Origin of the sequence: Rhodococcus sp. IEGM 1406 (assembly GCF_030056745.1) — a bacterium.
Lineage (GTDB): Bacteria > Actinomycetota > Actinomycetes > Mycobacteriales > Mycobacteriaceae > Rhodococcus_F > Rhodococcus_F erythropolis.
In genome coordinates this window covers 361,044-381,477 of sequence record NZ_JASHKO010000002.1, presented here as the reverse complement: position 1 = coordinate 381,477, position 20,434 = coordinate 361,044, and the positions used below count along the sequence as shown (strand labels likewise).

Genomic DNA, 20,434 nt, shown 5'->3' with positions numbered 1-20,434 from the left:
CATGAGTACTCAGACCACCGCCGGAGCGCGCGAGCATGCCCGGTCCCAGGCCGGAACGATCACCGATTCCATGCCGGTGTTGCCGGCCACTCACTGGCCGAACCCGCCCGAGGACGTCGCTCCCGAACGTCTGACCTGGGCTGAAACAGTGCCGGGTGGGCGATACACGACCAAGGTTCTCGCCCGTGGAACCCGATTACGACTTCGCGACATCGTCGGCAGCGCCTGTGCAAACATCTTGCTCTACCGCGCCGACGCCCCCTGGGAGCGTCTCAACGTCGCCGATACCGTAAAGGTGCCATGGCAGGCCTATCTCGGTGTCGGGCACCCGTTGCTCTCCGATCAGGGGCGAGTACTCGCGACGGTGGTCGCCGACACGTCGGGGCACCACGACGCGTTCTGTGGAACGACGTCACGCGCTACCAACGAGGCGAAGTACGGGCAGGGTTCGCTGCACAGTGCCTCACCCGCCGGTCGTGAACTGTTCACCGTCGCTGCCGCGAAGAACGGACTCGGGCCGCAGGACATAGCGCCACCGTTGTCCTTCTTCCATGGTGTCCGCGTCGAGGCCGACGGCGCTCTCACCAGTACGGGTTCCGCCGGCGCCGGCGCGACGGTCGACCTTCTGATCCACCTGCCGGCCATCGTGATGATCGCCAACACCGCGCACCCGCTCGATCCGGCGCTGGAGTTTCCCACCACGTCCCTCGAAGTGCTCGCGTGGAACGCGGCCGACGAACTCGGCAGCCTTGACGATCTCGGGCCGGAATGCCAACGCGCAGTGCTCAATACCGAAGACGCCTGGACGGCTTCGAACCTGGAGGAGATCGCATGACCACCACCTTGGATGTCCCCGCCCTCGTTCCCGGAACGGTGATCCTCGACGAGATTGCTGACGCATTCGGGCCGTGGTCCGCAGTTGTCCGCGCCGGCGACATCCTCACCATCGTCGATCTGCACGGAAACCAAGCCGTCGACACACTCGTCTACGCCGGTGACGATCACAGCGTTCGGTACTCGGCAGCAGCGACGGTCGCAGCGCAGCAGAATCTTTTTCTGACCACAGGATCCGTGCTCCGCAGTGACGACGGAACTCCACTCATGACCCTGGTCGCGGACGAGGTCGGAAACCACGACACCGTCGGCGGAGCGTGCTCACAGGAATCGAACACCCTGCGATACGGCCACCACACCAAGCATCAGCACGCGTGCGTCGAGAACTTCCTCGTCGAGGGCGCCAAATGGGGGCTCGGTAAGCGGGACCTGGTGTCCAACATCAACTTCTTCATGAACGTCCCGGTCGACCCCGACGGCACACTCGGAATCGTCGACGGACTGTCTGCGCCAGGCAAGCGGCTCGCGTTGCGTGCCGAACGCGACGCGCTCGTCCTCGTGTCCAACTGCCCGCAGATCAACAACCCGTGCAACGGCTTCGATCCGACGGCCGTCCGCATGATCGTCACACGGCCGGAGGCAGACGAATGAACGCAAAACTGACCATCGTGCGTCCCGGAATGTTGACGACGGTTCAGGACTATCCAGGGCGCGTCGGGTACTGGCAGATCGGTGTCCCACCGTCGGGCCCGATGGACGACCTGTCGTTTCGGTTGGGAAACACCGCACTCGGAAATCCCGAAGGCGCACCCGGCATCGAATGCGCGATGGCCGGACCTGCGATGACGTTCGACGAGGACACCACGGTGTGCGTCACGGGCGCTCCGGTGTCTGTGACCGTCGACGGCATCGCCCACGGTCAGTGGCGTCCCGTTTTCGTCCCCGTTGGAGCGGTGCTCGACGTCGGGACGCTCAGCGGCCCAGGACTGCGCATCTACGTACTCGTCCAGGGCGGAATCGAGACCGACGACTATCTCGGCAGTGCGTCGACCTTTACCCTGGGCCGGTTCGGTGGACACGAAGGTAGGACTTTGCGGGCGGGGGACGTTCTCAAACTCGGACAGGCGACCGGCGCAGCGGGAGGTGTTCCCGCCGAGCATGTTCCGGCGATACACACGTGCTGGGAACTTGCGGTGACCGAGGGCCCGCACGGGGCGCCGGAGTTCTTCACCCGCTCCGACATCGACACGCTGTACGCGACCGAGTACGAGGTCCACTTCAACTCCGACCGCACCGGAGTCCGGTTGATCGGTCCGAAACCTGACTGGGCCAGAACCACCGGCGGCGAAGCGGGACTTCACCCTTCGAACATCCACGACAACGCGTATTCGATCGGTGCACTCGACTTCACCGGCGACACGCCCATCCTCCTCGGGCCCGACGGACCGAGCCTCGGCGGCTTCGTCTGCCCGATCACGGTGGTGTCTGCTGATCGCTGGAAGCTCGGACAGTTGGCTCCCGGGAACAAGATTCGCTTCGTGCCGGTCCGCGCCGAACGGGCAGCCTCCCGCCGTGACCTCGGAGTATCGCGTCGAGCGTCCAATTCGGTTGTTCATTCTTCCGGTGGTGACGGCGACGACGGCGTCATAGCCCGCCGTGACGGCGACACCGCGGTCACGTACCGGCGCTCAGGCGATGACAACGTGTTGGTCGAATACGGCGACATGAATCTCGACCTGTCGCTACGTGCGCGTGCACATGCACTGCATCAGCGACTCGAAGCCGAGAAGCCGGCTGGACTACTCGATCTCACCCCGGGAATCCGCAGCCTGCAGGTCCGCGTCGACCCAGACGTGCTGCCCGTCGGCAAACTGATGGGAATGCTGGCCGAGGCGGAGGACACCTTGCCTGCGGCAAACGAACTCGTTGTGCCCAGTCGCACTGTGCGGATGCCACTGTCGTGGGACGACCCGGCTACGCGCGAAGCGATCCAGCGGTACATGCACGGAGTGCGTGCGGACGCGCCGTGGTGCCCGTGGAATATCGAGTTCATCCGCCGGATGAACGGTCTCGAATCCGTGAACGACGTGTTCGACACCGTTTTCGGCGCCGAATACATGGTGCTCGGGCTCGGCGACGTCTACCTCGGAGCTCCGGTCGCGACGCCGCTCGACCCACGTCATCGCCTTGTCACGACCAAGTACAACCCCGCCCGCACCTGGACCCCCGAAAACGCCGTCGGGATCGGTGGGGCTTACCTCTGCATCTACGGCATGGAAGGCCCAGGTGGGTACCAGTTCGTCGGACGTACGACGCAGGTGTGGAATCACCGTCACCCCGCGAAGTCGGGCCCGTTCGAGGAGGGCACTCCGTGGTTGCTGCGATTCTTCGACCGGATCTCCTGGTACCCCGTCGAGCCGGAAGAGCTGATGGATCTGCGCGCGGACACTGCGGCCGGCCGCGGCGGGGGAGTCGAGATCGAGGACGGCAGCTTCTCGCTGGCCGAGCATCAGGAGTTCCTTGCGTCGAACTCGCGCTCGATCGAGGAGTTCCGCGCGATGCAGTCCGTCGCATTCGGAGCCGAGCGTCAGCGCTGGTCCGACGCGGGAGAGTTCGCGCTGCCCGGTTGATGGTCGAGTGAGCACAGTGGTCTTCGAGTGAGCACCGCTTCCAGCGTGTCGGAAGCGGTGCTCACTCAGCAGTAACGGTGTTCAGTCCGCCTGGAACGGGCAGCAGATGTTTGCGTCAGCGAGTCAGAGCGCGATTGAACAGATCGATGAACGGGCGAGGCGACGGGGTCCCGGTGGGCCGGAAAGGCGCAGAATCCCTGGACGCGGATACCCACTCGGTTCTGCTCACCCGCGACAAGTCGAGCTGATATCGGGTGTCGGCGGCGAGTCGGTGCAGGAAGAGTGTTCCGGTTCGCCCGTTTCCTTCCCGAAACGGGTGGGCATGATTGAGCGTCGAGTACACCGATGCGAGCGCGAACGACGCAGCGCCGTGATCGAGCGCTATCCAATCGACGGCGGCGATGATCTCTTCCACCTCGGACAGGTAGTTCCGAATCGCCGAGACCGGGGCAAACGTTGCCGCACCTTTCCTGATGTCAACGGTTCTGATGTGTCCGGCCCACTGGTACAGATCTTGGAAAACGTGCTGGTGAAGTAGGAGAAGTTCGGCTGTGTCTCGCGTGTGCGGTACGAGGTCGCCGCCGAGATGCGCCTCACCCAGACGAAGCGCGGTCGCCGCGAACTCGAGTGATTGCAGTGCGGCGGGATCTCGCACGTCGAAATTGTTCTCGAGCACCGATGTACCGCGATAGACGTACGGCGCTGATCTTCGCCAGCGGATCCGCGGGGGAATTGCTGACGACAGGCCGACGGCTCGCGCTAATTCCTGCTCGAAATACTCACGCCGAGAGAGCATCCCGATCATGACGGCCTCGAGTTCCGCGATCTGCTCGTTACTCGGATCCCAGCCTTCGAGGCGCTCCGCCGCCAGAACCTGTTCGAGCGCAGTGCGATTCACGGGTCGATGTCGGGTAGCGCCGACGCGGACGCGGCATATTCGAGTCGTCGTTGCACACCTGCGACCTCGCGCACTGCATTGCTCAGCAAGCTCCGCGAGAGCGGAGTGAGCTCGGAGATCACGACTTCGTCGGTCGGTGGCCGACCTGCCGCGAATTGATCGGTCTGGTGGCGGACACGAATCTGCTGCAACACCTCGAAAGATTCGATCAGTACCTGGGCGTCGTCGTCGAGTAGGAAACCGCTTCCCGCTGCAGCCTTGAGACGTTCGAGTGTCGAACTCGTGCGGGCGCCCACGGAAATCCCCGCCCATCGAGCGATGTTCACGATCGGTTGGACGGCGCTGGCTTTGAGGTCGACGGTTCCGGTCCGACGCGTCATCACGTCCTTGAACGAATGGAGCTTTGCCTTGTCTCCGACCGCTTCGCGAAGGAGCAGTCGCATGACGGCCGGGTGCAGTCGCAGTTGATCCAACGCCGCAGGGCGAGGATCCAACGCCGGATCGCCTGCGACGACGCGGGCATCCGCCAGCATCGACAACATGACCAGGGCTTGGTCCTGGTACGGATTGGATACCCATTTCCGCAGCGCAGTGCGCCATTGTGGGAGCGTCCGAGCAAACCTGGCCTGGGTCGCGACGGCGTTCTTGGTGTCGCGAGGGAACCCGCAGAGATCGAGGATGTCGTGGATGGTCTTCGCGGCGTCGGCTCCCTCGTGATGAGATTCGCCGCCCCACACCAGCGCACTGTCGATATCCGAAGAGGGGAGCGCTTCACGCCTGGCGACGCTGCCGAGCGACAGCCACGCGAAATCCGGTCGCTCGTCTCCGCCCACCACCAATTCGATGGCTCGCCTGACCGTCACGTCGATCAGCACGGCCAGCGTCGCGCCGATGTCGAGCGGTGAGACCCGTGAGGCCACCAATTCCGTCACCAGAACAGGGACCGCGCGGGCTGTTTCGACGAGGTGGGCGTCGTCCTGTGCTGTGGCGAGCGCTGCGCGCAGTTCGAAACCCTGATTGGTGGCCGAAGTCAGGAGGTCGCTGAGTTCGAGCACACCCATCAGTGCGCCTGCCTCGGTCACGACCGGGAGATGGCGCAATCCGTACTCGAGCATGTCGGTCACGGCGTCGGCGCCCAATCGATCCGGATCGACTGTCACTGCTGACGGCGTCATCACTGTTGATACCGGCTGATTGCTGTCGATACCACCGACTACCACGCGAGCGCGTAGGTCACCTTCGGTGAAGATTCCGAAACCGCTTGTCTCCGTCGGGATCACAACAGCACGGCGGCCCGCATCGGTCATCAACTTCGCGGCCTCGCGGATGGTTGCCTGGCCGTCGCAGACAATTGCGGGCCCGCGCAACAGGTCTCGCACCCGGCGCATGGCGGGACTCTGGATGCCTTGCCCCGCCGAGTGCCCCGTCATGGGGTCATTCTCGCAGGTGTGTCCGTTTCAGGCAGCGGAGGGTGAGATGTCAGAGACCGCCGAGTCGCGAGAGTACGTCGAGAGCGGAATCCGTAGTACGCCAGAGTGCGTCGATCTCCTGTTCTGCGCCGGGACGTGTCTGCGGATTCTGGAGGGCGAATCCGTTGGCCAGTGTGATGGTGTTGTATCCGCTGTCGGCGGCGCGGAGCAGCAGTTCCGAGGGCTGCGAGTTTCCGGCCAATCGGTCGAGTCCTTCGCCGACGAAGTAGAACCGCCAGAGCGGCCCCAGATCGGCGTCGTACTCGGCCTTGGTGAGGGTCACGATCGAACCACCCTTGACGGCAATGGAATCGACGATCTTGTAGAAATCCGTGACATCCTCCGCAGTGGTTCCAGACGTGGCGACGGCGTGAGCGAGGTCGACGGTGAGATGCGCGTTGTAGCCGGCCATGGCAACCCGTGCTGGACTGGCGTCGCACTGACGTGTCAGGGCGAAGTAGTTGGTCCACGCCGGATCGGTGGGAGTACCGGTGAACTCCGCATGGACGTTCACCAGGTACCTGCGCAGCAATTCGAAGCTGACGGAATGGGCCCACTCGTCATCGGCGAAGGCCGCAGGGTCTCGCTGCAGCGGCATCACCGCCTCGTGTTCGACAGCGTCGAGGCCGATGGAGAACAAGCCTCGCCAATCGTGGTGTGAGACGAGGATCGACGTGATCTCACGATGACGTTCGACAGCGGTCTCGAGCCGAGGCAGTCCGGCACCGTTCAGCGTCGTGACGTCGCTGAGTTCGGCAATCCGGCCCACCTCGGCATTGCTCAACTGGCTGCCGCAAGCCGTCGAAAGACTCTCGCCCGGATCTGCGAGTGCAGAACCGGGTGAGAGGAAAGCGGCGGTGATGCCGAGCGCGAGCGTCAACGGATACAGCCGCATCGGTTTCATCGGCTCAGACTAGGCGCCCATTTCACAAATGTCCGGATTGGCGATCAGCTGAGAACCGCGTCGGCCTCGATCTCGATGAGCAGAGCGGGGTCGATCAGCGAGCTGACCTCGAGGATGGTCGTAGCGGGACGAATCTCGCCGAACACTTCACCGTGCGCGAGAGCAGCCTGCTCCCACTGCGTCATGTCGCGCAGGTACATGCGAGTGCGGATGACGTCGTCGAGCGAGGCGCCGGCCTCGGCAAGTGCTGCCTTGATAGTTTCGAGCGCTGCGCGGGTCTGATCTGTGAGGGTCTCACCAGGAGCGGTGGTGCCAGAGACTGCGATCTGGTTACCGATGCGCACGGCACGGGAGTAACCGATCTTGGGTTCCCATTCGGAACCGGACGAAATATTGATTCTGTTCGACATGCACCGAATTCTGCCAACAACTTCCCGGCCGTGGTGAGGCACGGTCGGGTATTCGCTCCATCTTGACATACCTTAGAACAAGTGTTCGACTTGGGGCCATGAGGTGGTCGGGTCAGGCATTGGATGCAGATGACGGAGCGCTACCCGGACTCGAACGGGCCGGGTTGGTTCGCTCCGTGCAGACTCCCGAGTTCGAGGGAATCACGTTTCACGAGGTGCTCTGCAAGAGCGCGCTCAACAAGATGCCCGAAGAGTCGACGTTGCCGTTCAGCTTCACCGTCAACGCTTTTCGTGGTTGCTCGCACGCATGCCGATATTGCTTCGCGAGACCGAGTCACGAGTACCTCGACCTCGACGCCGGCGCGGATTTCGATTCCCAAGTGGTCGTGAAGACGAACATTGCCGCGGTGCTCCGCAAGGAATTGGCGCGAAAGTCCTGGAAACGGGAGGCAGTGGCACTGGGTACCAACACTGATCCTTATCAGCGAGCCGAGGGCCGATACCGCTTGATGCCCGGCATTATTCGCGCGTTGACCGAATCGGGAACTCCCTTCTCGATCTTGACGAAGGGAACTTTGCTCCGACGGGACCTGCCGCTGTTGAAAATGGCGGCGGCGCAGGTCGACGTCGGAATCGGAGTGTCATTGGCGATCAACGACGCTGCACTTCAGAAGCAGATCGAGCCTGGTACCCCGTCACCGCGGGCGCGTCTCGAGATGATCCGGGCCATCACCGACGCGGGATTCTCGTGCAATGTCATGGTGGCGCCGGTCATTCCGTTCCTCACCGATTCCACCAGTCACCTCGACGGTCTGTTCGAGGCACTGTCCGAAGCCGGTGCGACGAGTGTGACGGTCTTCCCGATGCACCTGCGGGGGAGTACTCGGGGTTGGTTCATGAATTGGCTTGCTCAGGAACATCCGGCACTCATCCGTCGCTACCGCGAGTTGTATGGTCGGGGTGCGTATGTCACTCCCGAATACAAGCGTTGGCTCGCAAGCCGTGTCGAGCCATTGGTCGAGCGTCATGGGTTGGGTGGTCGTTCGGAGCATCGAGATGTCAGTGCAGCTGGCAGTGAATCGCGTGAGGCGCCTCGGGAACTGGTGGGTGCGGGAGCAGCTCTCACCTTGTTCTGACGGCCACGGGCGGGTAAATCAGAGGCGCCCCGGACGTTTGCCGGGCTACATTCGCCTGGTGCTACTCACACTGACGTCCACCCCGACCCCGCAGACTCCTGATGCGACCGCGTTGAGCTACCTGCTGCACAAACATCCCGACCGCGTGCAAAGCTTCGACTTGGCGATCGGCACCGCCACGGTTCTGTACCCGGAGGCCACGGCCGAAAAGACCACGGTGGCAGTGATTGTGGACGTCGACCCCATCGAACTTGTGCAGAGTAGGTATCGACGCGGCAAGAGTGGCGACAACTTTTCGCTGGGGGAGTACGTCAACGATCGGCCGTATGCGGCGTCGTCCATACTCTCGGTTGCTCTGTCGAAGCTGTTTCGCACCGCGTTGACGGGAACGTGCAAGTCGCACCCGGAACTCGTCGGAGCCGAACTCGCGTTGACCGTCTCGATTCCGGTGGTTCCGTGTGGCGGCGATGCGGAATTGCCTCGTCGGCTGTTCGAGCCGCTGGGCTGGGACGTGACCGCGATACCGGTGCAGCTTGATCCGCACCTACCGACGTGGGGAAACTCCGACTTCGTGTCGCTGACACTGACCGGGGAACACACGGTGCAGAGTGCCCTACGGCACCTCTACGTGCTGTTGCCCGTCCTCGACGATGTGAAGCACTACTGGGTGGGACCTGACGAGGCAGACAAATTGATCCGCGTCGCTGGAGAGTGGTTGGCGTCGCATCCGGATTCCGCGCTGATCATGTCCCGCTACCTGGCTCGTCGACGCGACCTGGTCGAATCGGTGGTCGATCGACTGATTCCCGAACAAGCTGAGGCGCAGATCGAAGCACCGAGACCGGATCCGCCGCTGGCACGCCTTCGCGTCGACGCAGTTTTGGCGACGCTTCAGCGACTGCACGTGAGAACAATTGTCGATATCGGTTGTGGCGAAGGTAAATTGCTCGAGGCGCTGATGCCGCACGCTCGATTCGACAAACTTGTCGGCGTCGATGTGAGCGCGCGCGAACTGACGCGGGCGCAACGCAGATTGAAGTTCACCGAAATGTCCGACGTCCAACGTGAACGTGTGTCTTTGATGCAGTCGTCCGCGACGTACCGCGACGCACGCTTGAAAGGCTTCGACGCAGCCGTGCTGATGGAGGTGGTCGAGCACGTCCACACGGCGCGCCTGCCGGCGCTGGTCAGATCGGTCTTCGTGGACGCAACACCGCAGTATGTGCTGCTGACTACTCCGAATGCCGACTACAACGTGCTGTATCCGGCATTGGCCGCGGGAGAGTTCAGGCACCCCGATCACAGGTTCGAGTTCTCACGGACCCAATTCCGCGACTGGGCAACCGAAACGGCCCGAGTCCACGGCTATTGCGTGGAGTTTGAATTTATCGGAGCAATCGATTCGGTCCTTGGCGGGCCGACACAGATGGCAATCTTCACGAAGGAGGCACGTACGTCATGACGGTGTACGAGATTCCAGATCTCGCCCTGGTAGTTCTCATCGGAGTCAGTGGCTCGGGAAAGTCGACCTTTGCAGCGCGCCACTTCGGTGAGTACGAAACCCTCTCGAGTGACACATTCAGAGGGTGGGTCAGTGACGATCCGAACTCACAGGAGTCGACGTCCGATGCTTTCGAAGTGCTGGAGTTCGTCGCGGCCAAGCGTTTGCGACGCGGACGCCTCACGGTGGTCGACGCGACCAACGTCCAGCCCGCCGCGCGCAAGCGACTCGTTGCGTTGGCTCGCGAGCACGACATACTGCCGGTGGCAGTCGTGCTCGATGTTCCGGAATCGGTCTGTTCTGCACGAAACGACGCACGCTCTGATCGGACGTTCGGACGCGACGTGATTCGCCGCCAGCACCAACAGTTGACTCGCTCGCTCCGCGGGTTGGGTAAGGAAGGTTTCCGTTCGGTTCACATCCTCAGAGGTGAGGACGCGGTTTCCGAAGCCACATTCTTGCGCCACCCGCTCCGCAGCGATCTGCGTGTCGAGCGTGGTCCGTTCGACGTCATCGGTGACATCCACGGATGTCGAAGTGAGCTTGAGACGCTCCTCGTGAAACTCGGCTACACCGTCGACTTCGGGACTGATGGCAGAGCTGTCGATGCGGTGCCGCCGGACGGGCGAACAGCCGTCTTCCTAGGTGACTACGTGGATCGGGGACCGGATTCGGTCGGTGTGCTGCGTCTGGTCATGGGGATGGTCGCGGCGGGACATGCGATAGCGGTTCCGGGTAACCACGAGAACAAACTCGTCAAGGCGCTGCGCGGTAAGAAGGTCACGCCGAGTCACGGACTCGCCGAGACCCTCGAGCAGATGGCCACCGAGTCGGCGGAGTTCCGCGAAAGCGTCGTCGACTTCTGTGACGGTCTCGTCGCGCACCTCGTCCTGGACGACGGCAAACTCGTTGTCGCGCACGCCGGTCTCAAGGAGGACTACCACAACAGGGCGTCCGGCCGAGTGCGAAGCTTTGCGCTCTACGGTGAAACCACCGGTGAGACGGACGAATTCGGCCTACCAGTTCGATACCCGTGGGCGCAGGACTACCGAGGATCAGCCATGGTCCTCTACGGTCACACGCCGGTGCACGAGGTGGAATGGATCAACAACACCGCGTGCCTCGACACCGGGTGCGTCTTCGGTGGATCCCTCACCGCTCTTCGATACCCGGAACGAGAGATCGTGTCGGTTCCGGCGGAGCGGGTTTGGTACGAGCCGGTGGTGCCGCTGGCTCCGCCGACTCGCGATCCGGACGTGCTCGATCTCGCCGACGTCCTCGAAACGACCGGCGTCGACACCGAACTGCGCGGGCGAGTGTCCGTTCGCACCGACAACGCTGCCGGCGCCTTGGAAGTGATGAGCCGATTCGCGGTCGCGCCGCAATGGCTGCGGTACCTACCGCCGACCATGGCGCCCTGCGCGAGCGCCCAATCCGATGACTATCTGGAACACCCGTCGACCGCGTTCGACGCATACCGGGCCGGCGGAATCGGAACAGTGATCTGCGAAGAGAAGCACATGGGTTCGCGGGCAGTGGTGCTCGTGTGCCGTGATCGATCGGTTGCTCAGTCCCGCTTCGACGCACCGGATGCGCTCACCGGGATGGTGCACACCCGCACCGGCCGCCAGTTCTTCGACGACGACCTGACTCAGCAGTTGATCGACGACATCGCCGCCGCAGTGACCTCCGCTGGGTTGTGGGAAGAGCTGGGCACCGACTGGCTGCTCCTCGACTGCGAACTGTTGCCGTGGAACGTCAAAGCGGAAGGTCTGCTGCGCTCGCAGTACGCGTCGGTCGCGGCGGCCGGGCGATCAGACCTCACAGCTCGCGAGGCCGTGTTGGCGCAGGCCGGGTCGCGGGGCCTGGACGTCGCGGAGATGTTCGAACAGACAACTGTTCGGGCCGCCAGTATCGAGCGCTTCGGCGAGGCGTACCGACGGTACGTGTGGCCGACGAACGGACTGGACGGCGTCACCATCGCGCCGTTCCAGATTCTGGCGACCGAGGGCCAGTCGTACGGGGAACGGGATCACGAATGGCACCTCGGTATTTCGGACCGCCTGGCCGCGGCCGACCCGAGTCGATTTACCACCACACGTCGCCTGGTCGTCGATCTCGGTTCCGAAGACTCGGTGTCCGAAGCGAAGAAGTGGTGGGAGTCGCTCACCGGTGACGGTGGTGAGGGGATGGTCGTCAAACCGCTGGCGAATCAGATTCACGGACCGCGGGGGTACAACGCGAAGGTTCAGCCGGGGATCAAGGTCCGCGGCCGCGAGTACCTGCGATTGATCTACGGTGCTGACTACCTCGAACCGTCGACGCTTGCGAGATTGCGTAACCGCAACCTCGGACACAAGCAGTCGATGGCGCTGCGCGAGTACGCGCTCGGCATGGAGGCGGTATCCAGGCTCGTCGACCGTGAACCTTTGTGGCGAGCGCACCAGGCCGTGTTCGCAGTGTTGGCTCTCGAATCGGAGCCGGTCGACCCGCGGTTGTGACGGCCGGTGCCCGGGCTCGGATTGATACCGTCGGGTATGGGTGTGATTGCGCGCTTGGACGGTTTCAACCGACGCCATCCGTGGAGTCACAACGATCACTACGGCCGGTGGGTTCTACGTAATCTGCGCGGGGTCAGGTCCGGTCGCGCTCTCGACGTGGGGAGCGGGACCGGCAATCTGATCGACCTCTTGCGGCGGCGGTTCGACGTGGTGGTCGGTGTGGAACCCGACCTGACGACGTCGGCCGCCGTGCGCGCAAGGTTTGTCGACGACGAGAACGTGATCATCGAAGCGCGGCGGATCGAGGACTTTGCATACGAGGCGAAGTACGACGCGATCACAGTCGTTGCAGCGTTGCACCATCTTCCACTCGAGGAGTCGATGAAGCGGCTGAGCGGCCTGCTCGAACCGGGCGGCCGGCTCGTCGTGGTCGGGTGTTATCGATCGACCACAGGCACCGACGCACTCCTGTCGGTATTGGCGACCGTGTGCAATCCCGTCGTCGGCGTCGTCAAGCATCGACGGGTTGCCTCCGAGCCACTGAAGGCGATGACGGCTCCCACCGCGGAACCGGGTGAGTCGATGGCTGACGTCCGACGCGCGGCCGCGTTGTGTTTGCCAGGTAGCCGGATCAGGAGACGACTGTTCTGGCGATACACCCTGATCTACGACGCGACCGTCGCTGCCGCGTCGGTGGGGGAGTGAGTAGACCGCTGCGGTTCGCGGGGAAATGCGCGTCGGCCGAACCCGACTATCACCAACGAACCGATCATCAGAGCGACCCCGATGCCCGCCAGATGTGAGAGCCCGCCACCGTCGACGACGGCAGAGCCGAGCAAGGCACCCGTAGCAATCGCGATCTGGAACACGACGACGTAGATGGCCGAGGCACGGTCGGTCCCGATCGGAACGGCGCGCAGAACCGAGGACTGGAGGCAGATCGGAACGGTGGTGAACGCCGCACCCCACAAGATCGTGGCGACGACGGCGAACGCTCCCATCGACGGCGCCAAGAGCCAGAAGATGGCCAGCGCGCCTGCCACCGTCGCGATCGAGATGAGCGTGAAGAGACGCGGTCGGCGGTCGTAGTACTTGCCGGCGACCCACACTCCGACTGCGCCGGCGGCGCCGTAGACCAGAAGCATCGCGGTACGGATGCCACCGGACGAGCCGAGGCTTTCCTCCACCAGAAGTGTGAAGAACGTGTACGAAGCGAACTGCCCCAGGGCGGCAAACAGCGTTGCCGCGCAGATGACGGCGAGTGCCCGTTTCATCGCCGGTGTCGGCTTCGGTTTGTCTCGCTTGCTCCGATGGTGTTGATCGACCGGCATTTCGGGCAACGCACGATGCAGTGAGAAAGCGATGACCACTGCCACCACACCGATTGCCGCCGACGCAGTCCGCCAACCCCAGGATTGGCCGATCGCCGAAGACAGTGGACCTCCGAGAACAAAAGCGAGAGACGTACCGGCATACACCATCGCGATTGCCTTGCCCTGTTGTCCGCGCGGAACCAGAGTGGCTGCGACCGGGGCAACGACAGCCCAGAACACTCCGTGCGTCGCAGCGCAGAGCAATCGTCCGATCACCAGCATCGGATAGTTGACGGCCAATGCTGCGACCAGTTGCGACACCGCGAGGGTGGCCACCGTCAGAACGACAACACGTCGGCGCGGCCAGGTTTTGACCGCTCCGATCAGCGGAAGCGTCAAGACCGCGACACCGTATGCGTAGAAGGTCAGCAGTAGGCCGACACGCCCTTCGGTGACGTCGAGGTCCGTCGAGATTTCGCTGAGCAGTCCGACGGGGAGCATTTCGGCCGTCACGTAGGCGAAGGCTGCTCCGGCCAGTGTCATCAGCCGTAGCGTGGTTGCCTTCGGCAGTCGAGCAGTCATGGTGTGTAACGATACATGTATCGATACACACCTGCGCAATAGATATTTTGCACTCGCTATGCTGATGCTCATGGCCATACGTGCGCAGCGTTCGAGTCGTCCGACGATGGCCGACGTCGCCAAGGCCGCAGGCGTGTCGGTGATGTCGGTGTCGTACTCCTTCGCGCAGCCCGAGCGCGTGTCTGAATCAACGCGGGCCAAGGTGTTCGCCGCCGCCGAAGAGCTCGAGTACGCGGGCCCTAACCGGGCGGCGCAGTCCTTGCGGAGCGGGAAATTCAACAACATCGCGGTCGTCTTCAGCGAGAAGCTGACGTACGCCTTCGAAGACGCAGTAGCTCGGCGATTCCTCTCGGGAGTCGCCGAAGCGTGCCTGGATGCGAACGCCGGATTGATGATGCTGCCGAACTCGGGGAAACCGGGAGACGTCGACAGAGTTCGCGACGCGGCAGTAGACGGCTTTGTCGTCTGGACCACCGTTTTCGACGATCCCATCCTCGACGCGATTGTCGGCACCGGAAAACCCGCGTGCATCCAGGGTGGGCCGTTGCACGAGGGTGTGGATCTCGTCGGGATGGACGATGTTGCCGGCGCCGTTGCGATCGCGGCAGTCGGGTTGTCGGGGGCGCAGCGGCCCGCGGTGATCAGCCTTCCGTGGGATCGTGAGCGTCGGTCCGAGATTCGGATGGACGTGGTTTCAAGTGAAGCCTTCTTTCCGGTGTCCCGCCATCGGCTCGAGGGCTACGAGCGCGCCGTCCGCGACGCGGGCCTCGATTGGCCCTCGGTGCGGGTGGGGGTCGTCACCGTCAACGAGCGGAGCGAGGGTGCGCGGATGGCTCGGTCCCTTCTCGACGTTCCCGAGGGCCGAAGGCCCGATGTCATCTTGGCGATGAGTGACGAACTGGCTCTGGGGGTTCTGGACGCGATCCGTGAACTCGGCCTCGCGCTGCCCGACGATGTCGCAGTCGTCGGATGGGACGACACAACAGCCGCATCGGACGCCGGCTTGACCACAGTTCGCCAGTCCCTGTTTGATCAAGGGCGCAATGCAGCTCGCGTGGTTCTCGGGCTGGACGATGCGGTGGAGCCGGTCGAGTGGTCGGTGCGTCGGCGAACTTCGACACGATGATCACGCCGGTAGTGGTCGACGCTCTGCGTCTTCGGTGGTTCGTTCCTCCGGAATTGGGGGAGACCGTCCGGTGGGGACTCTCCTGGAATGTCGACAGCCCGAGCAGGTGGGCGGTAGTCGAGCCGGCGTGGCTCTTGACGGCGGAAGTGCGAACGAGTTCGAAACCATTGATGTGGAGACTGCCTTGCGAGCGGTCAGACATCCCGGAGCCGGTCCAGCCGGCGATCGCTCGCGTCGGCGCACTGCAATTCATGTTCGACGCCGAACTACCGTTGCCGTCTCGGATCGAAGCCGCGGGCGCTTTGCAACTACGCGCCGGAACTCCTCGTGACGACACAAATGCCCGTCAGGCGTGGACCGATTTCGACGAGAATGCCTCCACTACCGGAGTGGTTCGCCGTCTACGGCTGATGTCGATGGAGTCCGACATGCTGCCCGACCCGAAGTTTCCGCACGGCCCGAACTGGGGTTGGGCATCGAGGCAGTTCGTGTCCGGGTCCGAGCGGTTCTACGAATTGGCCCGCGCGCCTCGCGCGTTGCGCTCGTATCAGCTGACCGATCGTGAATACGGGCCGCGGCGCGAGGACCTCCTCCTGGTCGACCTCGAGACGGCTGCTTGATCGTTGGGACCTGACACCGTTTTCATTCAGTGGACACAGGCACCAGCTGACCGGAACCAGTGTCTGCTCGACGAAACCGGTGCCAGGTGCTTCGACTAGCGCGCTCTGCCGACCACGTTCAGTGCGTATTTACCGGGCGGCGCCCCGACATGCTTGACGAAGTGCCGCGACAGGTGGGATTGATCGTGGAATCCGACGTCGACGGCCACGTCCGCCAATTCGCGCCCGGCGAGGATTGCGCGTCGCGCCAGATCGATCCGACGTCCCGTCACGTACTTGTGAGGCGGAAGCCCGAAATGCTTCGCGAAGTTCTTGATCAGATACGTGGGGTTCCGTTGCAGGATGTTCGACGCTTCCCGCATCGTGATTCCCGTTGTGAGTCGCGCATCGAGCAGGTCCCGAAGTTGATCGGCAACGCGTTCGTCAACGGTCGGCGTGTGACGGGATCGACCTGTGGCCGGTGTGAGGATCTCGTTCAATCTTTCAGCGAGGAACCTCAGGCGACTTTCGGCTTCGAGTGATTCGCCGTCCGGGCCGAGTGCAGAGTGCAGTTGATCGATGCGGTGGCGCAGCAGAGGGTCTCGAATCTCGGGGCTGTCCACCGCCGGGCCTATGAGGACCTCGCCGAGAACTGACGTGTCGAGGTAAAGGATTCGTTGACGAAATCCGGCCTCGGTGACCGGAACTCCGTCGTGTGCGATGCCTGGCGGCAACAGAGTCACGATCTCGGGTGCTGCGCCATGAGCGCGATGATCGAGGTCGTATGCAATCGTGCCGCGGTCGACGAGCATCAGAGACCACTGATCGTGCGTGTGTTTGGGATAGGCGTGTCCGACGAAATCGGCATGGAATACCTCGGTGATTCCCGCGAGGCCCGGTGCCCACGCGGTGATCTGTGCGCCGCGGGGATCCATGTCAGAAACGTACAAGACGCAGCTGCCTCGGGTGACGAAGAGTGGCGGGGTCGTCATCGCGATGGTGTCGCGCCCGAGGGAGGAACAACATGAACAGTTCGGCAACAGCGGTATCGCTCCGCGAGAAGTTCGGTCAGTTCGCCGAGCACTGGTCGCCCAAGAAGATTGCGGCCCTCAATGATTACGAGATCAAGATCGTCAAGATCAAAGGTGAATTCGTCTGGCACTCCCACACCGACACCGACGAAATGTTCCTGGTGACGAAGGGGCAGATTCGAATCCAACTCCGAAACGGAGATGTTCCACTGGGGCCCGGTGAACTGTTCGTGGTACCTCGCGGAGTCGAACATTGCCCGATCGCCGAGGACGAAGCGGAGGTGATGTTGATCGAACCCGTTGGCGTGGTGAATACCGGGAACGTCGGAGGGGCGCGAACCGCAGTGCTCGAGGACTTTTCGTAGTTACCGGCTCTTCCAATCCAGGGGATTGGTACGCAACGGCAGGGCCATTCCCGATCTCCAGAGCGTCGCCGCGCGAGAGTGCGGACGGAGCTCGACCTCGCGCCGCATCGACTGCGCGAACTCGTCGGTGAACCCTGTTCGCGGGTACTCCGCGATTGTTGCATCAACAGTTGCTCGCGGAATTTCGGGCGCACGCCGACCGGCAACGTCGAAATGCGCTGCGGCATGCAGTAGGTAGGCGTCAGCGCCCGCGCCGCGGTCGACGGTCAGATCCATGTGCAGACGGATCGCTTCGCCGATTCGCTGTACCGACCTCTCCGAAGTTCCCACTCTGGTCGCGAGTTCTTCTGCGGCTGCGGCACTGATGTAGGTGAAACACCCGTGCTCGGCCGATCCTTCTGCGCCCAGTCCGACATCGTGAAGGGCGCACGCAGTGAAGAGATCTTCGGGGTCGTACTCGATCGCATCGATCTGCGCGAAGGCGTCGGCCCAGATCCAGCAGCGCAGGCTGTGGTTCAAGACCGCGGGGGAGAGGGTTCCTCTGGCGTGATCGAGCGCTTCGCTGCACAGCTTGGTGTCCGGGAGTGGGCGTTTGCGCAGCTCGGGTGTGCGAGTGGGGTAGCGGCCGAGCCGCAGCCGGAGCATCGACGGCGTGCTCATGGCCTGCGCAGCAGCCGCGCGGGCCATGAGCTGTATCTGCTCGAGGGTGGTCAGCTCACCAGGGCGCATCGAATTCCTGTCTGAGGTAGGGGGCAGCTGGATATGAATCTAATTGCCAGGTCTGATCCTTCGTTCGATATAGATGTCTGTCGACGACGGAAACACTGAATTATCCGAACAATGTCGATCAATTTGCACCAATCAACGGTTGAACCAATTCGGAAATCTCACCGCTCGCAACAATCAAGTTTCATCACGCAAAGACGGCGGGGGTGGCTCAGATGACGCCGAACCCGACGATCCCCGGGACTTCCGACGGGACGATGCGATGGAGCATGACCTTGTTGTTCTCGTTGCCGCCGACGGTCGTCAGAGTGCCGCCGTCGTTGACCAGAACGACGTTGACGTGTTGGCCGAAGGGGCTCGAGTCGCCGTACAGGATCGTGTCGCCGACCTTGGGCTGGTAGTCCTGACCGTAGGGGACAAACGCGTCGACGGACTCGTAATACTCCTGCAGCGTGTACACCCCGGGGATGCGCCACGACCCTGAGTTGGGGTTCGAGAACGGCGTGCCGATCTGGTTCATCGACCAGCTCACGAAATCGGCACACCACGATTCCTCGACGCCCTCGGCGTACTTGGTGCCGGGACTCCCTGACTCCCACTCTTGCTCGAGGACGCCCAGTAGCGCACTCTGCTGAGCGCTGAGAATGCCGTGGTCGACGGCCGGGAACGAATCGAGATTCTCGCCGGCAAGAGCGTCGTCGCCGCGCGCGAACCACCACAGTGCGCCGGCGACAGCTACGACCACCACAACGCCGAATACGCCCAGAACAGCGAGAGTGCGTCTGGGCGTATTCGGTGCGTGCGACATCACGCCACGATAGTCAATTACTCGAGCGGGGGTGCCGAGCGATCGATCGTCGTCGCGAGTGGCTTCTCCTTGACGAAGAGCAACAGGACAACTGCCGCGATGACCAAGGGGACGAGGTACAGGAAGATCGGCGCCAGCGCGTCGTTGTACGCACCGACGATGATCTCGCGAACCTGGCTGGGCAACTTCCAGAGGATTCCCGGGGTCAAGGAGTTCTCGTCACCACCGACCGCGCCGCCATTCGCGGGGAGTCGCTCGGCCAGGAGATTGGTCAGACGCGAGGCGAACAGGCTGCCCACGATCGCGCTGCCCAACGACGCACCGATCTGACGGAAGAAGTTGTTCGACGCGGTGGCCGTTCCCACTTCGGCCGCGGGGAAGGTGTTTTGCACGATCAAGATCAAGATCTGCATGACGAGGCCGAGGCCGATACCCATGAGTGCGATGTAGCAACCGAAGACCAGCAGTGAGGTCGACGGCGTCAGACGTGAGAGCAGGACAAGAGCGACTGCGACGATGGATGTTCCGACGATGGGGAAGATCTTGTAGCGGCCGGTCTTGCTGACCAGCTGACCGGATCCGATGGAGGCGACCAGCAGGCCTGCCATCATCGGAATCATCATCAGTCCTGCTTCGGTGGCGTTCTTACCGGTCACCATCTGGATGTAGGTCGGCAGGTATGCGAGCGCACCGAACATCGCGATGCCGATGATCAGACCCGCGACCGTGGTCAACACGAAGTTTCGTTGAGCGAACAGGTGCATCGGAATTACCGGTTCGTCAGCACGCTTCTCGACGAAGACAAACGCCACTGCGGTCACGATGCAGCCGATGATCAACCCGATGATGACGCCTGACCCCCAGGCGTAGGTGTTGCCGCCCCAGGTGGTGAACAGGATCAGACAGGTTGCGGCCGTTGCGACCAAGACCATTCCCAGATAGTCGATGCGAGGCTTGCCGAGGTTCGGCTTCCGCAGGTGAAGGAATGCCATTGCGCTCGCGATTGCGAGGAGCCCGAGGGGGATGTTGATCCAGAATGCCCAGCGCCAGCCGATGCCCTCGGTGAACCATCCACCGAGAAGGGGGCCGGCAACCGAAGCCAGTGCGAACACGCCGCCCATCGCACCCATGTACCGGCCGCGTTGCCTGGCCGGGACGACGTCGGCGATGATCGCCTGGGACAGCAGGATCAATCCGCCGCCGCCGAGTCCTTGCACGGCTCGACCAGCGATGAGTGTGGTCATGTCGTGGGACAGACCGCCGATCACCGAACCGACGATGAAAATGCTGATGGCGCCGATGAAGAGGCCCTTGCGCCCGATCAGGTCACCGAGTTTTCCGTACACCGGCATCATGACGGTCGAGGCGAGGATGTATGCCGTCGTCACCCAGACCATGTGGTTGACGCCGTTCAATTCACCCACGATGGTCGGGAGCGCGGTGCTGAAGATCATCTGGTCGAGCGATGCCAGAAGCATCGTGATCATAAGCCCGACAAAAACGAGGATGATCGACCGTTTGTCCGGCGCGGCCTCGGTATCGGTATGCGTGCCGTCGGGCTCGACGGTCGCAGCTTCTCGAGTGGACATGTAGTTCCTTAG

19 protein-coding genes are annotated in these 20,434 nt (G+C 62.9%); 10 read left to right on the top strand and 9 right to left on the bottom strand.

Translation table 11 applies throughout. From position 1 onward, the window contains the following. Position 1: 1 nt before the first annotated feature. From QM596_RS11055 to QM596_RS11045, 3 genes are read left to right on the top strand one after another with little or no spacing between them, the layout of a single operon-like run. Positions 2-835: an urea amidolyase associated protein UAAP1 gene (locus QM596_RS11055; protein ID WP_283308960.1), complete on the top strand. Its 834-nt coding sequence runs from the start codon at positions 2-4 to the stop codon at positions 833-835. After that, complete coding sequence (locus tag QM596_RS11050) at positions 832-1,485, top strand: urea amidolyase associated protein UAAP2 (protein ID WP_283308958.1); 654 nt, start codon at positions 832-834, stop codon at positions 1,483-1,485. The genes QM596_RS11055 and QM596_RS11050 overlap by 4 nt, the downstream gene beginning before the upstream one ends. Then, complete coding sequence (locus QM596_RS11045) at positions 1,482-3,464, top strand: 5-oxoprolinase/urea amidolyase family protein (RefSeq protein ID WP_283308955.1); 1,983 nt, start codon at positions 1,482-1,484, stop codon at positions 3,462-3,464. Before QM596_RS11050 ends, QM596_RS11045 begins: the two co-directional genes overlap by 4 nt. A 115-nt stretch (positions 3,465-3,579) precedes the next feature. Here the strand turns inward: QM596_RS11045 and QM596_RS11040 are convergent, their stop codons facing one another. The 4 genes from QM596_RS11040 to QM596_RS11025 are packed head-to-tail and all read right to left on the bottom strand — an operon-like array spanning position 3,580 to position 7,145. Next, complete coding sequence (locus tag QM596_RS11040) at positions 3,580-4,362, bottom strand: Fic/DOC family protein (RefSeq protein WP_256064602.1); 783 nt, start codon at positions 4,360-4,362, stop codon at positions 3,580-3,582. Next, positions 4,359-5,792, bottom strand: coding sequence for a putative nucleotidyltransferase substrate binding domain-containing protein (locus QM596_RS11035; RefSeq protein WP_223257836.1), 1,434 nt, complete (start codon positions 5,790-5,792; stop codon positions 4,359-4,361). The genes QM596_RS11040 and QM596_RS11035 overlap by 4 nt, the downstream gene beginning before the upstream one ends. A gap of 49 nt (positions 5,793-5,841) precedes the next feature. Then, positions 5,842-6,726 (bottom strand): DUF5995 family protein, encoded by an 885-nt coding sequence (locus QM596_RS11030; RefSeq protein WP_020969555.1) that lies wholly within the window; start codon positions 6,724-6,726, stop codon positions 5,842-5,844. A 53-nt stretch (positions 6,727-6,779) separates the two neighbouring features. Continuing rightward, positions 6,780-7,145 (bottom strand): RidA family protein, encoded by a 366-nt coding sequence (locus QM596_RS11025; RefSeq protein WP_019748335.1) that lies wholly within the window; start codon positions 7,143-7,145, stop codon positions 6,780-6,782. Between the two features lie 98 nt (positions 7,146-7,243). Between QM596_RS11025 and QM596_RS11020 the strand changes: the two genes are divergently transcribed. The 4 genes from QM596_RS11020 to QM596_RS11005 are packed head-to-tail and all read left to right on the top strand — an operon-like array spanning position 7,244 to position 12,988. Further along, positions 7,244-8,281: an Rv2578c family radical SAM protein gene (locus QM596_RS11020; RefSeq protein ID WP_069146537.1), complete on the top strand. Its 1,038-nt coding sequence runs from the start codon at positions 7,244-7,246 to the stop codon at positions 8,279-8,281. A 37-nt stretch (positions 8,282-8,318) separates the two neighbouring features. Beyond that, positions 8,319-9,743, top strand: a complete 1,425-nt coding sequence (locus tag QM596_RS11015) for a 3' terminal RNA ribose 2'-O-methyltransferase Hen1 (protein WP_283308950.1) — start codon at positions 8,319-8,321, stop codon at positions 9,741-9,743. After that, entirely contained in the window at positions 9,740-12,283 is a 2,544-nt protein-coding gene (locus QM596_RS11010; RefSeq protein WP_283308948.1) for a polynucleotide kinase-phosphatase, read from the top strand. The genes QM596_RS11015 and QM596_RS11010 overlap by 4 nt, the downstream gene beginning before the upstream one ends. Positions 12,284-12,319: 36 nt before the next feature. Beyond that, positions 12,320-12,988, top strand: coding sequence for a class I SAM-dependent methyltransferase (locus QM596_RS11005; RefSeq protein WP_283308946.1), 669 nt, complete (start codon positions 12,320-12,322; stop codon positions 12,986-12,988). On the opposite strand, the gene QM596_RS11000 is transcribed toward QM596_RS11005, so the two are convergent. Further along, positions 12,949-14,178, bottom strand: a complete 1,230-nt coding sequence (locus tag QM596_RS11000) for an MFS transporter (RefSeq protein WP_283308944.1) — start codon at positions 14,176-14,178, stop codon at positions 12,949-12,951. The two genes, QM596_RS11005 and QM596_RS11000, sit on opposite strands and share 40 nt — an antisense overlap. A gap of 70 nt (positions 14,179-14,248) precedes the next feature. On the opposite strand from QM596_RS11000, the gene QM596_RS10995 reads away from it, so the two are divergent. Further along, entirely contained in the window at positions 14,249-15,304 is a 1,056-nt protein-coding gene (locus QM596_RS10995; protein ID WP_283308943.1) for a LacI family DNA-binding transcriptional regulator, read from the top strand. Further along, a complete protein-coding gene (locus QM596_RS10990) occupies positions 15,301-15,924 on the top strand; it encodes a hypothetical protein (RefSeq protein WP_283308941.1) in 624 nt (207 codons plus the stop codon). The genes QM596_RS10995 and QM596_RS10990 overlap by 4 nt, the downstream gene beginning before the upstream one ends. Positions 15,925-16,019: 95 nt before the next feature. Here the strand turns inward: QM596_RS10990 and QM596_RS10985 are convergent, their stop codons facing one another. Further along, positions 16,020-16,838, bottom strand: a complete 819-nt coding sequence (locus QM596_RS10985) for a helix-turn-helix domain-containing protein (RefSeq protein WP_069146542.1) — start codon at positions 16,836-16,838, stop codon at positions 16,020-16,022. A gap of 89 nt (positions 16,839-16,927) precedes the next feature. On the opposite strand from QM596_RS10985, the gene QM596_RS10980 reads away from it, so the two are divergent. Then, on the top strand, positions 16,928-17,299 hold the full coding sequence (locus QM596_RS10980; protein ID WP_264614497.1) for a cupin domain-containing protein: 372 nt from the start codon (positions 16,928-16,930) through the stop codon (positions 17,297-17,299). Here the strand turns inward: QM596_RS10980 and QM596_RS10975 are convergent, their stop codons facing one another. The 3 genes from QM596_RS10975 to QM596_RS10965 all read right to left on the bottom strand — a co-directional run bounded on the left by QM596_RS10975 (position 17,300) and on the right by QM596_RS10965 (position 20,422). Beyond that, entirely contained in the window at positions 17,300-18,028 is a 729-nt protein-coding gene (locus tag QM596_RS10975; RefSeq protein ID WP_283308938.1) for an HD domain-containing protein, read from the bottom strand. A gap of 208 nt (positions 18,029-18,236) precedes the next feature. Beyond that, complete coding sequence (locus QM596_RS10970) at positions 18,237-18,833, bottom strand: CHAP domain-containing protein (protein ID WP_021344205.1); 597 nt, start codon at positions 18,831-18,833, stop codon at positions 18,237-18,239. A 17-nt stretch (positions 18,834-18,850) separates the two neighbouring features. Further along, positions 18,851-20,422: an MDR family MFS transporter gene (locus tag QM596_RS10965; RefSeq protein WP_020969565.1), complete on the bottom strand. Its 1,572-nt coding sequence runs from the start codon at positions 20,420-20,422 to the stop codon at positions 18,851-18,853. Positions 20,423-20,434: the final 12 nt, after the last annotated feature.

Excerpts from the sequence above, each read along its gene's own strand:
- QM596_RS11055 (WP_283308960.1), top strand. The coding sequence starts at position 2 with ATGAGTACTCAGACCACCGCCGGAGCGCGCGAGCATGCCCGGTCCCAG.
- QM596_RS11050 (WP_283308958.1), top strand. The coding sequence starts at position 832 with ATGACCACCACCTTGGATGTCCCCGCCCTCGTTCCCGGAACGGTGATC.
- QM596_RS11045 (WP_283308955.1), top strand. The coding sequence starts at position 1,482 with ATGAACGCAAAACTGACCATCGTGCGTCCCGGAATGTTGACGACGGTT.
- QM596_RS11035 (WP_223257836.1), bottom strand. The coding sequence starts at position 5,792 with ATGACGGGGCACTCGGCGGGGCAAGGCATCCAGAGTCCCGCCATGCGC.
- QM596_RS11030 (WP_020969555.1), bottom strand. The coding sequence starts at position 6,726 with ATGCGGCTGTATCCGTTGACGCTCGCGCTCGGCATCACCGCCGCTTTC.
- QM596_RS11025 (WP_019748335.1), bottom strand. The coding sequence starts at position 7,145 with ATGTCGAACAGAATCAATATTTCGTCCGGTTCCGAATGGGAACCCAAG.
- QM596_RS11020 (WP_069146537.1), top strand. The coding sequence starts at position 7,244 with ATGAGGTGGTCGGGTCAGGCATTGGATGCAGATGACGGAGCGCTACCC.
- QM596_RS11010 (WP_283308948.1), top strand. The coding sequence starts at position 9,740 with ATGACGGTGTACGAGATTCCAGATCTCGCCCTGGTAGTTCTCATCGGA.
- QM596_RS11005 (WP_283308946.1), top strand. The coding sequence starts at position 12,320 with ATGGGTGTGATTGCGCGCTTGGACGGTTTCAACCGACGCCATCCGTGG.
- QM596_RS11000 (WP_283308944.1), bottom strand. The coding sequence starts at position 14,178 with ATGACTGCTCGACTGCCGAAGGCAACCACGCTACGGCTGATGACACTG.
- QM596_RS10995 (WP_283308943.1), top strand. The coding sequence starts at position 14,249 with ATGGCCATACGTGCGCAGCGTTCGAGTCGTCCGACGATGGCCGACGTC.
- QM596_RS10990 (WP_283308941.1), top strand. The coding sequence starts at position 15,301 with ATGATCACGCCGGTAGTGGTCGACGCTCTGCGTCTTCGGTGGTTCGTT.
- QM596_RS10985 (WP_069146542.1), bottom strand. The coding sequence starts at position 16,838 with ATGGATCCCCGCGGCGCACAGATCACCGCGTGGGCACCGGGCCTCGCG.
- QM596_RS10980 (WP_264614497.1), top strand. The coding sequence starts at position 16,928 with ATGAACAGTTCGGCAACAGCGGTATCGCTCCGCGAGAAGTTCGGTCAG.
- QM596_RS10975 (WP_283308938.1), bottom strand. The coding sequence starts at position 18,028 with ATGCGCCCTGGTGAGCTGACCACCCTCGAGCAGATACAGCTCATGGCC.
- QM596_RS10970 (WP_021344205.1), bottom strand. The coding sequence starts at position 18,833 with ATGTCGCACGCACCGAATACGCCCAGACGCACTCTCGCTGTTCTGGGC.
- QM596_RS10965 (WP_020969565.1), bottom strand. The coding sequence starts at position 20,422 with ATGTCCACTCGAGAAGCTGCGACCGTCGAGCCCGACGGCACGCATACC.